Below are 11,277 nucleotides of genomic sequence, written 5' to 3' on the forward strand. Positions count from 1 at the left end.
CCGGCATCAGATCCAGCCGCAGGCCGCGTACAGCAGGAGCACGGCAGCAGCCACGGTGGTCACGAAGCGCGGGGCGACCAGGCTGTGCAGGCGCTCGGCCATCACCGCGGCGGGAAACCAGCGGCCCTGCGCCGCGTGGCAATGCTGAAGGTGCCGGCGCAAGTCGGTGGCCTGCTCGCGCAGCATGCGGTTCGGCGAGGCGAGCGGGCGGGAAAAAAGATTGTTGTTCACGGTGTGGGGCGGATGGGGACGGCAGGACAGGCAGGGGCGGCGCGCCCGAAGGTGCGCCGCCGGCGAGGAAAGCGCAGGACGCGGTCAGCGGGTCACGGCATCCAGCGCCCCGGCCGCATCGGCGGCCAGCGCGACGCTGCTGGTCTCCAGGGCGGCCGCATGCTGCGGCGGCTGCAGGCCGGCGAAGGCCATCGAGGCTGTGGCGATCACTGCGTACAGCACGAGAGGCAGTCGTTTCATGGTCGTGTTCCGGTGCGCTGTGGTGGTCTGCAACCACTCTACGGAGCGGGGCCGGGCACGTCGTTCGGACGCTGGCGCGAGGCCCGGTCAGCGCTTTCCTACACCCTGCGGCAAACGGCGCGCCCGCAAGGGTGCTGCAGGTTTGCAAGGGGTGTCTTCAGCTGGCCGGCACGCCGGCCACCCGCTCGGCCAGGCGCCACAGCGCGAGGCGGTGCGCCTCGACCAGCTGTTCCGGTTCGGGTCCGGCGCTGGCCACCGCGATGTCGGCCTGCTCGACGGCCGGCGCCGCCTGGCCGCGCGGATCGACGATGGTCCAGCGCGCGCGCAGCCGCACGCTGCGCCGGTCCGGCGCAGCCTCCAGCGCCAGCAGCTCGACCCGCACCTGGCGCGTGATCGTGACGCCGGCCGGGATCGGCTGCATCCAGACGCGGTCGGCACCGAGCAGCGTCGACAGGTCCTGGCGCAGGATGCGCGGCACCGCCTCGTGCAGCGGTTCGGCCCAGCGGTGGCCGGGCAGCGGGCGCAGGCCGGCGTTGCCCTGCGGCAGCAGCAGCGCGTCGCGGTCGAGGTAGTCGGGCAGGCGCACCGGGCCCTGCAGCTGCCAGGTCCAGCCCGACGGCACGTGCACCGGTCCGGTGTTCACCGGCGGCGAGATCGGCAGCCGGTACATCATGCTCGGCGGGGCCGGCGGGCTGGCGCAGCCGAGCAGGGCGGCGACGGTGGCCGCGGCCGCGGCAGACAGCAGGAGCGGGCGGACGTTCTTCATCGGCTGGACACCTCTTCCCGCGCCGGCGGCGATGTGCCGGGCGCTTGCGCTGGACTGCCCTCCGCGATGCCTGCTGCTTCGGGGCGTTCGCTTCGACGCTGCCGGACGTCGTCGATGGCCGCTGCGGCCCGGCCGGCCGCCTGGCCGGTCTCGCTGCGACGGCCGCGCAATATCGATTGCGGATTGCGTTCGAGCATCTCGGCCAGTTCGCGCACCGCACGCATCGCCCGCGACAGGTCGTGCAGCGCGCGGCCCGCGTCCTGCACCAGCGTGCCGTCTTCGCCGGCATGCTGGCGCAGCGCGGCGGCAGTGCGCGCCAGTTCGGCGGCGGCGCGCTGCAGGTCGCGCACCAGCGGGGCCTCGGGCGCGACCAGCGCGCCGACGCGGTCCGAGGTGCCGCGGATGCGGTCGGCGGTGGTGCCGACACGGTCCGCTGCGCTGCCGACCTGGCCGATCGCGCGCCGCGCGTCGGCGAGCGCGGCTTCGGCCGATTCGGCCATCGGCCCGATGCGCTTGTCGAGCCGGCCGGCGATGCGCTTGACGCTGGCCGTGATGTCGACGACGTTGTCCAGCGCTTCCTTCAGCTGCGGCCCGGCGACCACCGAGCGCGCCGAGGCGGCGATCGCCGACACGTCGTCGAGCAGCTGGCGCAGGTCCAGCCCTTCGATCTGGCCCTTCAGCGCCTGGATCGCGGTGGGCACGGTCGGGATCTCGACGACGTGGCGCAGGCCGCCGCGCAGGCTGCCGACCCGTTGCGGCTTGAGGTCGAGGTCGACGTAGAGCTGGCCGGTCAGGAGGCTCTGCATCGCCAGCTGCGCCTTCAAGCCGCGCGCGACCAGCACGCCGACGGTCTGGCCGCCGCGCGGCAGGGGCGCCGGCGCCGGGACGCTGGCGGCGGCCGGCGTGCTGCCGTCGCCGAGGCCGCGGATCAGCGCCGGCTCGATCTCGGCGACCACAGGGATCCAGAAGTTGTCGGCCTGCGCGTCGTAGTCGAGGCCGATCGCCGTCACCTGGCCCAGCCGCACGCCGCGGAAGACCACCGGCGCGCCGACCTGCAGCCCGTAGATCGAGCCGCTGAAGTGCATCACCGCGCGTTCCTTGCGCGTGAAGAAGCCGCCGCCACCGACGGCGATGATCGCCGCGATGACCAGCAGCAGGCCGCCGATCACGAAGGCGCCGATCAGGACCGGGCTGCCGCGCTTCATGCCGGCACCTCGTCGCGATGCGCGGCCGGCAGCGTGCGCTTCAGGAAACGACGCACCTCCGGCGGCCCGGATTCGAGCAGCACCAGCGGCGCATCGAGCGCGGTCATCGTCTTGCGCTCGGCGTCGAGGAACAGCACGCGGTCGGCGACCGCGAAGATGCTCTCGAGCTCGTGGCTGACGAGCACGACGCTGCGCTGGTTCGCGTCGCGCAGCGTGATGATCAACTCGTCGAGCTGGGCCGAGGTGATCGGGTCGAGGCCGGCGGACGGCTCGTCCAGGTACAGCAGCGGCGGATCGAGCGCCAGCGCACGCGCGATCGATGCGCGCTTGCGCTGGCCGCCCGACAGCGACGACGGCTCGGCGTCGAACTGCGGCTCCAGCCCGACCATCGCCAGGCACGCGCGGGCGCGTTCGGCGCGCTGCGCGGCGGTCGAGCGCTTCGGGCCGAACAGCTCCAGCGGCAGCATCACGTTCTCGCCGACCGTCATCGAGCTCCACAGCGCGCCGGCCTGGAACATCACGCCGAAGCGCCGCCGCAGCAACGCCTCCATCGACGGCGACGCGTCGACCAGCTCGTGGGCGCTGCCGTCGGCATCGACATAACGCACGACACCAGCGGCCGGCTCCAGCAGGCCGATCAGGTGGCGCAGCAGCGTGCTCTTGCCGCAGCCGCTGCCGCCGACGATGGCCAGCACCTCGCCGCGCCGCACGTCGAACGTCAGGTCGCGCTGCACCAGCTTGTCGCCGTAGGCCATCGCCAGGCCCTCGACGCGGACCAGCGGCGGCACCGGCGACGGATGGTCCGCGGCGTGCATCACCAGCCCACCCGCTGCAGGGCGACCGTCAGCAGCGAGGCCGCGACCACGATCCACACGATGGCCTGCACCACCGAGGCGGTCACCGCCTGGCCGACCGCCTGCGCGCTGCGCCCGGCGTGGAGCCCCTGGCGGCAGCCGGCCAGCGCGACCAGCACCGCGTAGACCGTGCCCTTGCCCAGGCCCACCGCGACATGCCGCAGCTCCAGCGCACGCAGGCTGCGATGCAGGTAGTCGGCCGGCGAGACATCGAAGATGCCGACGGCCACCGCCCAGCCGGCCACCATCGCCACCACCGCGGCATACGCCGTCAGCAGGGGCGCGACCAGCGCCAGCGCCAGCACCCGCGGCAGCACCAAGTGCTGCATCGGGTCGACGCCGAGGGCGCGCAACGCATCGATCTCTTCATTGGCCTGCATGCTGCCCAGCTGCGCAGCAAATGCCGCGCCGATGCGTCCGGACAGGATCACGCCGGTCATCAGCGCGGCGACTTCGCGCACGGCGCCGATCGTGACGAGGTCGGCGATGAAGGCCTGGGCGCCGAAGCGCTGCAGCTGCACCGCGCCCATGTACGCGAGGATCACGCCGATCAGCCCGCTGACCAGCGAGACGATGGGCACGCTGCGCGGGCCGGACTGGTCGAGCTGCCAGACGAGGTCGCGCCAGCGCAGGTGGCGCGGCGCGCTGCCGGCAAACCATCGGCCGGCGGCCTGCACCAGTTCGCCGACGAACTGCGTGCTCTGCAGTGCGCCGGCGAAATGCGACGAGAACCAGACGCCAGTCCGGTACAGCAGTCCGGCCGGCGCTGGCGGCAAGGCGGTGGCCCCGATCAGCCGCGCACTTCGAGGCGGTTGTCGACGCTGGTCACGCCCTTGACGGCCGAGGCCAGCTGCGTCGCGCGTTCACGGGCCTCGGCGGTCGGCGCGGTGCCCTTGAGCGAGACGGCGCCGTTGGCGGTGTCGACGTCGATGCGCAGCGCGCTCAGCGAGGGGTCGCGCGCCAGCGCGGCGTTGACGCTCGCGGTGATGCTGGCGTCGGCCACCTTGTCGGAAATCGCCGCGCCGGCGTTCTCGACCTTCTGCGCGGCCTTGTCGGCGGCGGCTTCGATGTTGGCCTTGGCTTCGGCGCTTTCCTGCTTCACCTCGGCCTTGGCCTGGTCGGCCTTCTGCTCGGCCTTGGCGATGGTGGTGTCGATCTGCTGGCCGACCGTGCGGTCTTCCTGACGGCCGCAGGCCATCAGGGCGAGGGAGGCGGCCGCAACCGCCAGCAGTTTGGCGTGGATGGGGAGAAGGTGTGTCATCGTCAGTGCTCTCTTGAAGTCGTGTGGTGCGCCTCTTGGCACGGGAAGGGGGAGGCGGCGCGACGCGCGCACCGCACCCAAGCACAGCCTAGGTGGCGTGATCGGCGGCCCGTATCGGTGCCGGACGGGTTCGGGTGTCGGACGAGGCCGACAGCGCCGGGTCGACGGCCTCGGGCTGCGCCGCCTCGCGCGGCGGCGGTGCGGGGGTCGGCTGTGGCGGTGCGGGGGTCGCCTGCGGCGCTGCAGACGTCGCCTCCGGCGTGGAAGCCGCGGCGCCACCCCGCTCGTCGGCAGGTGCCGCGCGAGGCGCCGGTGCGGCGGCCTCCTCCTGCCCGGCGCGGGCGCTCGCGCGGCCGAGCCCGGCCATTACCAGGCCGGCGATCATCGCCTGCACCGACGGCTGCATCAGCTGCGCCAGCAGCGAGCGGCCGGCCCAGCCCGGCAGCGCCCTGACGCGGCGGCGCAGGAAGTGCCAGCGCCACGGCGGGAAGGCGGCCAGCGCGGCGCCGATGCCGGCGGCCACCAGCACGCTGGTGATCGGATGGCGGCGCACCAGCGGCAGCGCGGCATGGCGCAGCTCGTCGGCCACCAGCACCGTCGGCTCGCGCCAGGGTTGCCTCTGCCACCACGATTCGACGGCGCTCATCGTCATGCCGGCCAGCGGTGCGCCGTGCAGCTTGCGACGCAGCGCGCGCCACAGCGCGCGCAGCCGTCGCGGCAGCCAGGCCTCGTGGTCGAACACGCCAGGGCTGTCGTCCTCGGGCGGCAGCAGGGCCTGGCGCAGCCGTGCGCGCGAGGCGCTCAGCCGCAGCAGTGCCGACGAGGCCTGGGTCTGGGGATCGTTGAGCTCGTCCATGGTGGCCCCTAGGCAGTCCAGGCAGGCGTGCGCGTCACGATTGAAGCGCTTCGCGCAGCAGCGCCGTGTCGGCGGCGACCTGCTCGCGCAGGTGCACGAACGACTTCGTGGACGGCCCGCTGCGCAGCGACCAGGCGCAGGCGGCGGCCGCGGCGAGCGGCACGAGCGGCACCACCAGCAGCAGCCAGGGAAGCGGCATGCTGGCCAGCGGCACCACCGCCAGCAGCAGCAGCGCGGTGCCGGTGAAGACCAGCCCCAGCAGCCCCAGCAGCGCGGCGGCGGCGCCGAGCAGCGCCCGGCGCTTCAGCGCCTCGCTCGCCTGCGCCGCCTCGGCCGATGCCAGCGCGGCATAAGCAGCCACATGCTCGGCCAGCAGCTCCGGCTGCGTCGCCAGCAACTTCAACATCGGGTGGACCATGCTGTCCCCTTGTCGGGAAGTTGGACGTGCAGAACGCGCGACCGTGGCCGGCCGCGCGTTCGTGCAAGTGCACCTGGGCAAACCAGGGTCCCGCGACGGTGCACGACCGCGGGACCGACAGACGCTCAGCGCTGGCTGCGGTGGCGCATCGCCCAGCCGACCAGCAGCGCGACGGCGGCGCCGGTGGCGGCGGCGATCAGCACCGACTTGACCGGCTCGTCCTTGATGTAGCCGACGGTGCGGTCGCTGGCCTTGTGGACCTGGTCGCGCACGTCGGTGGTCGCTTCCTTCGCGCGTTCCATGCCGCGGCGGGTCAGCTCCTCGACCTGCGAGGCGGCGCGGTGGAAGGCCGAGGGCACCGCTTCGCGCATGCGGTCGACACTGGACTGCAGCGTGTCGAGCGCCTCATTGGCGACGCGGCGGGTGCTGCCGATCGCCTGCTCGGCGCTCGAGCCCAGGTCGTCCATCGTGCCGGTGGTGGCGAGGGTCTTGCTCATGACGGTTGTGTCCTTGAAGGGTGGAGGTCGGGAAGGCCGGTATCGGCCGGCGGGTCCCCCGGCCTGGCAGGACCGCCGCCTTCAACCAGCCACGTCAGGTCTTGCGCACCAGGCCCATCACGAATGCCGCGACGGCCATGATCACGAAGACGAAGAACAGGATCTTGGCGATGCCGGCGGCGCCGGCGGCGATGCCACCGAAGCCGAACAGCGCCGCGATCAGCGCGATGACGAAAAAGACGATGGCGTAGTGCAGCATCACGGTCTCCTGGGTTGCGGGCAGCGGGGGCTGCCGCGATGGAACCGACTGTAGGCAGCCCGCCGTTGATCACCCGGCCGGCAGGCACCGCTTGATGATGTCGGCGGCATCGGCGCGGCGCTGTAGGAAATCGCCTACAAGCGCGCCAGCAGCGCAAAAAGGGGGCCGTTGTAGGAAGCAGCCTACGCTCGGCGCGCGGGCGCTGGCCTAGACTTTTCGCCAGCTTCGAACCGAGGAGAACCATCGATGATCCGGATCGCCATCGTCGACGACCACGCGATCGTTCGCGCCGGCCTGCGCCAGTACCTGTCCGAGCAGGTCGACCTTCGCGTCACCGGCGAAGCTTCGAACGGCCGCGAAGCGCTGGACCTGGTGCGCCAGGGCGAGGTCGACGTGATCGTGATGGACCTCTCGATGCCGGACCACGGCGGCGTCGATGCGCTGGCGGCGATCAAGGCGCGCGAGCCCGATCTGCCGGTGCTGATCCTGTCGGGCTTCCCCGAGGCGCACTACGCGACGACGCTGCTGAAGCAGGGCGCGAGCGGCTACCTGAACAAGGAGTGCGATCCGGAGGAGATCGTCACCGCGATCCGCACCGTGTACCGCGGCCGGCGCTACATCACGCCGGCGGTCGCCGAGCTGCTGGCGGACAGCCTGGCCGGTGACAAGGACAAGCTGCCGCACGAGCTGCTGTCCGAGCGCGAGCTGCAGGTCTTCCTGCGCCTCGCGAAGGGCGAGACCATCGGCCACATGGCCGACAGCATGTCGCTGTCGATCAAGACCGTGAGCACCTACCGCACGCGGGTGATGGAAAAGCTCAAGCTCTCCTCGAACAGCGACCTGACCTACTACGCGCTGAAGAACGGGCTGATCCAGTAGCGTCCGAAAGACGCGTCAGCGGATTCCGCCCGGTCGCTGCCCGCCGGCCGCCGGCTTCGCCGCGGCGCTGCGGCTGCGCGCCTCCCAGGCCTTCGCCGCCTCCACCAGCTTCGCGAAGGCCGCGCCATCGTCGAGCAGCGCCTGCTTCAAGTGCTTGTCCAGCGGCGCCTCGATGCCGGTCTCGTCCAGCGGCATGCGGTCGATGCGCAGCGACTTGATCACGCGCTCGATCTCCGCCGCGGCATGCGCCGGCGTCTGCAGCAGCACGAGGCGCTTGCTCTTGTGCGGGTTGTCCGGCACGTGGCAGCTGTCGCACTGGCCTTCGCGCAGCCGCAGCGCGAACTGGCGATAGGCGCCGTCGAGCTTGGCCAGGTGCGGGTTGTCGGCGGCGAAGAGGCCGTCGAACAAGGTCATCTTCGGCTGCGTGCGGCCCTGCGCGTCGGCCCACATCCAGCGGCCGTCGAAGTTCGTCGGCGCCGGCAGCACCGGGTTCTTCGCCAGGGCCGGCATCGTGCCGTGCACGGTGAACTGCGCGGCGGTGATGCGCGACTTCTCCGGCTGCCACCACAGCAGCACCTCGTTCGCGCCCTGGTACATGGCCCACTTCTCGGCGTCGTGCCAGAACGGGTAGGGGAACAGGCCGGGTTGCAGCCGGTTGCGGAACGCGGTGCGCAGGCGGATGCGGTACATCTTCTCGTCGGCCACCCACTCGACGCGGTGCTCGCCGTTGAACATGAACAGCGGCAGGTACATGTTGGTCAGCACGTCGGGCGCGAACTGCGTCAGCGAGGTCTCCTTCAGCCGCGCCTGCGGGTCGCGCTGGCGGCCCCACAGCACCCGGGCCTCGGGGCTGGCGCCGGTGAGCTGCGCGCGCAGCGCCGAATCGTCGGCGTACAGCGCCTGCCGGCACTGGTTCAGCGCCGCTTCGTCGCCGGGCTCGGCCAGCGGGCAGCGCGCGGCGAACTCGTCGGCCAGGCGCTGCGCGATGGCCTGCACGCGCTGCGTCGTCGCGGCCTCGGGGGGCGCGGGCGTCGCGGCGGTGGCGGTCGTGGCCGTTGCGACAGGCGGGCTGGCCGGTGCGGGCGCCGGGCTGAAGGCGGCGGCGGCCAGCGCCAGCGCGGCGGTGGTGCGAAGCTTCGCGGGCAGCGTGGCCGCGCCACGCAGGTGACATGCGTTCATGAAATGGTCCTCCCTCCCGTGGTTCGGGCGCTGTGGGTCTAACCGACGATGTGACCGTGGCGGTTGATCACCACCATGTCGACGTACTGCGAACCGTGCATGCCGTGTTCGGCGCCGAAGTTGACGCGGTAGCCGCCGAGATCGGTCTGCAGCCGCGCCAGCGCCTCGCGCATCGAGGCCCGGCTGGGCTTGGTGCCGCGCTGCGCGGCCGCGCGCGCGGCCTCCACCGCGACGCGGCCGGCGATGTAGCCCTCCAGCGTCGTCAGGCCGAGCTTCGCGCCGTCGCCGAAGGCCGCGAGGTCCTGCCGGCACTGGTTGACGACGGCCAGGCCCAGCGCCGTCGGCCGCGGCACCACCAGGCTCATCACGACGCTGCGGCCGGCCAGCGCGATGCCGTCGACCAGTTCCTGGCCGGCGAAGGACGACGCGAAGACCATGCCGCTGTAGCCGCCGGTGGCCATTTCCTCGACCATGCGCAGGATCGGGCCGGCGTTGGTGGTGAACATCACGCCGTCGAGCTTCGCGGCGAGCAGCTGCTTCACCTGCGGCGCGAAGCTCTTCGCGTTGCGGTCGACCGCGATCGTGGCCGCCGGCTGCACGCGCGCGGCCTGCAGCGCCAGCTGCATGGCCTCGAGGTTGGCGGCCGAGGTGTCCTGCAGGTGCACGTACCCCAGGCGCTTCATGCCGAAGTCGCGCACGTAGCCGACCATGCGGCGGTATTCGGCGTCGTAGCCGGCGCGCACATGCGCGATGCCCGCGATGCCCGCCGCGCCGGCGGTACCGCCGCCGCGGATGCCCATGTTGCCGCTGGCGGTGCCGAGCAGCGCGATCTGCGCGCTGGCCACCAGCGGCAGCGAGGCTTCGGCGATCGCGCCGCTGGTCAGGCCGACGAGCGCGGTGGCGCCGCCCTCGATCAGCTGCCTGACGTTGCCGAGGCCGCGGTCCTTCACGCCGCCGTCGTCCAGCGTCTGCAGCTCGAACTGCAGCGCCCGTGCGCCGTCGCGCTGCAGCTCGATGCGGTTGGCTGCCTGCAGCGCGGCGACGATGCCGGCGCGCACGTCGTTGCCGTAGCGCTGCTGGCCGCCGCTGAGCGAGGCGGTCTGGCCGAAGCGCACGAGGTTGGCGCCGGCCGCGGGTGCAGGCGCTGGTGCGGCGAACAGCGGGCCGGCGGCGCCGAGGGTGGCCAGGCCGCCGAGCAGCGTGCGTCGATGGAGCGTCATCGTGATCCCCTTCAGCCCACCAGCCGGCCGTAGCGGTCGACCGCGATCAGGTCGACGTAGCGCGAGCCGTGCGGCGTGCCGGCGAACTCGACGCGGTAGCCGCCCAGGTCGGCCCGCAGGCCGGCCAGCGCTTCGCGGATGCGGGCGCGGCTGGTGCTGCCGCTCTTCTGCGCCGCCAGCGCCGCCTGCACCGCGGTGCGGCCGGCGATGTAGCCCTCGAGCGTGGTCATGCCCATGCGCGCGCCCGGCACCAGCGAGAGGTCGCGCTGGCATTGCGAGACGACGCTGACGCCCATCGCCGTCGGCCGCGGCACGACCATGCTCATCACGCAGCTCTGGCGCCGCGCGGTCAGCGTGTCGACGAGGTCCTGACCCGCAAAAGACGTGGCATAGAACAGGCCCGGGAATTTCGCGCGATGCAGATGGTCGATGATCTTCGCGATCGGCGCGGCATTGGCGGTGAACAGCACGCAGTCGGGACGTGCGGCGAGCAGTTCGTTGGCCGGTGCCTCGAACGACGTGGCATTGCGATCGATCGTCAGCGACAGCTTCGGCTCGACGTTCAGCGTGCCCAGCGCCCGGGTCATCGCCTGCAGGTTGGCGGGCGACGTGTCGGCCAGCGTGACCACCGCCACCTTCGTCAGCCCGAAGTCCTTCGCGTAGCCGACCATGCGCAGGTACTCGGCGTCGTAGCCGGCGCGCACGTGGTACGCGCCGCCGGCGGCCGCCGAGCGGATGCCCATGTTGCCGCTGGCGGTGCCCAGCAGCGCGATCTGCGCGTCCTCGATCACCGGCAGGCAGGCCTCGGCGCCGGCGCCACTGGTCAGGCCGACGATCGCGGCGACGCCCGACTCGGTGAGGTTCAGCACGTTCTGAAGGCAGCGGCTGCGCACGCCGCCGTCGTCCAGCGTCTGCAGCTCGAAGCGCACGCCGCTGCTGGCGGCCTGGGCGTTCGCGGCGGCGAAGGCGGCGGCGATGCCGTCGCGCACGTCCTTGCCGTAGCTGGCCTGGCCGCCGGACAGCGACGCCGACTGGCCGAACTTCAGGGTCCTGGCGTCCGGCGCCGCGGCGGCGACGCCGGCGATGCCGAGGGCGGTGAGACCGGTGAGGCCGGTCGAGAGGCCGGCCAGCGTGGCGAGCCCGAATTGCCTGCGGTGCATGTCGCACCTCCCTGTTGAAGATCAACGCCAGTTCGGCGTGTGACGCTGATTTCGGCAGCTAGGCCGGCGGGCTGAGGACGCGCTAACCATTCGTCGACGCGGATACCGCAGGTTGCAGGTCGCGTTGCTTCGGCGCTGAAAATGCACCGGCCCATCGAGGACGCCGCACAGCGGGTCCGGCGGCGCCGTCGATGCGGCGCGTGCGGAGTTCTCGACGTTTGCTGCGGTGCGTCTCGACCGGGGCCGAACAAG

General features: G+C 72.4%; 15 protein-coding genes. 1 reads left to right on the forward strand and 14 read right to left on the reverse strand.

What is annotated here, in order from left to right; translation table 11 throughout:
* Positions 1–6: 6 nt before the first annotated feature.
* The 11 genes from P1K89_RS11790 to P1K89_RS11840 all read right to left on the reverse strand — a co-directional run bounded on the left by P1K89_RS11790 (position 7) and on the right by P1K89_RS11840 (position 6,587).
* Positions 7–231, reverse strand: a complete 225-nt coding sequence (locus P1K89_RS11790; protein ID WP_284616644.1) for a hypothetical protein — start codon at positions 229–231, stop codon at positions 7–9.
* Between the two features lie 84 nt (positions 232–315).
* Positions 316–471 (reverse strand): hypothetical protein, encoded by a 156-nt coding sequence (locus P1K89_RS11795; RefSeq protein ID WP_284616645.1) that lies wholly within the window; start codon positions 469–471, stop codon positions 316–318.
* 157 nt (positions 472–628) lie between these two features.
* Positions 629–1,237 carry a PqiC family protein gene (locus P1K89_RS11800; RefSeq protein WP_284616646.1) on the reverse strand — a complete coding sequence of 203 codons (609 nt, stop codon included), beginning with the start codon at positions 1,235–1,237 and terminating at the stop codon, positions 629–631.
* Positions 1,234–2,442, reverse strand: a complete 1,209-nt coding sequence (locus tag P1K89_RS11805) for an MlaD family protein (protein WP_284616647.1) — start codon at positions 2,440–2,442, stop codon at positions 1,234–1,236. Before P1K89_RS11805 ends, P1K89_RS11800 begins: the two co-directional genes overlap by 4 nt.
* On the reverse strand, positions 2,439–3,257 hold the full coding sequence (locus P1K89_RS11810; RefSeq protein WP_284616648.1) for an ABC transporter ATP-binding protein: 819 nt from the start codon (positions 3,255–3,257) through the stop codon (positions 2,439–2,441). Before P1K89_RS11810 ends, P1K89_RS11805 begins: the two co-directional genes overlap by 4 nt.
* Entirely contained in the window at positions 3,257–4,072 is an 816-nt protein-coding gene (locus tag P1K89_RS11815) for an MlaE family ABC transporter permease (RefSeq protein WP_284616649.1), read from the reverse strand. Before P1K89_RS11815 ends, P1K89_RS11810 begins: the two co-directional genes overlap by 1 nt.
* Positions 4,073–4,086: 14 nt before the next feature.
* Positions 4,087–4,557, reverse strand: coding sequence for a BON domain-containing protein (locus P1K89_RS11820; RefSeq protein WP_284616650.1), 471 nt, complete (start codon positions 4,555–4,557; stop codon positions 4,087–4,089).
* Between the two features lie 88 nt (positions 4,558–4,645).
* Complete coding sequence (locus P1K89_RS11825) at positions 4,646–5,413, reverse strand: hypothetical protein (RefSeq protein WP_284616651.1); 768 nt, start codon at positions 5,411–5,413, stop codon at positions 4,646–4,648.
* A gap of 34 nt (positions 5,414–5,447) precedes the next feature.
* Entirely contained in the window at positions 5,448–5,831 is a 384-nt protein-coding gene (locus tag P1K89_RS11830) for a hypothetical protein (RefSeq protein ID WP_284616652.1), read from the reverse strand.
* Positions 5,832–5,956: 125 nt separating this feature from the next.
* The gene (locus P1K89_RS11835; protein WP_284616653.1) at positions 5,957–6,328 is read right to left on the reverse strand and encodes a hypothetical protein; all 372 of its coding nucleotides are present in this window, start codon (positions 6,326–6,328) and stop codon (positions 5,957–5,959) included.
* Positions 6,329–6,422: 94 nt separating this feature from the next.
* Positions 6,423–6,587, reverse strand: coding sequence for a DUF1328 domain-containing protein (locus tag P1K89_RS11840; protein WP_173123533.1), 165 nt, complete (start codon positions 6,585–6,587; stop codon positions 6,423–6,425).
* Positions 6,588–6,833: 246 nt separating this feature from the next.
* Between P1K89_RS11840 and P1K89_RS11845 the strand changes: the two genes are divergently transcribed.
* The gene (locus P1K89_RS11845) at positions 6,834–7,466 is read left to right on the forward strand and encodes a response regulator (protein WP_284616654.1); all 633 of its coding nucleotides are present in this window, start codon (positions 6,834–6,836) and stop codon (positions 7,464–7,466) included.
* 15 nt (positions 7,467–7,481) lie between these two features.
* On the opposite strand, the gene P1K89_RS11850 is transcribed toward P1K89_RS11845, so the two are convergent.
* The 3 genes from P1K89_RS11850 to P1K89_RS11860 are packed head-to-tail and all read right to left on the reverse strand — an operon-like array spanning position 7,482 to position 11,025.
* Positions 7,482–8,645 carry a hypothetical protein gene (locus P1K89_RS11850; protein WP_284616655.1) on the reverse strand — a complete coding sequence of 388 codons (1,164 nt, stop codon included), beginning with the start codon at positions 8,643–8,645 and terminating at the stop codon, positions 7,482–7,484.
* Positions 8,646–8,683: 38 nt separating this feature from the next.
* Positions 8,684–9,865 carry an ABC transporter substrate-binding protein gene (locus P1K89_RS11855; protein ID WP_284616656.1) on the reverse strand — a complete coding sequence of 394 codons (1,182 nt, stop codon included), beginning with the start codon at positions 9,863–9,865 and terminating at the stop codon, positions 8,684–8,686.
* Between the two features lie 11 nt (positions 9,866–9,876).
* A complete protein-coding gene (locus tag P1K89_RS11860) occupies positions 9,877–11,025 on the reverse strand; it encodes an ABC transporter substrate-binding protein (RefSeq protein WP_284616657.1) in 1,149 nt (382 codons plus the stop codon).
* Positions 11,026–11,277: the final 252 nt, after the last annotated feature.

The organism is Aquabacterium humicola (assembly GCF_030167915.1).
GTDB classification, from domain to species: Bacteria; Pseudomonadota; Gammaproteobacteria; order Burkholderiales; family Burkholderiaceae_C; genus Pseudaquabacterium; species Pseudaquabacterium humicola.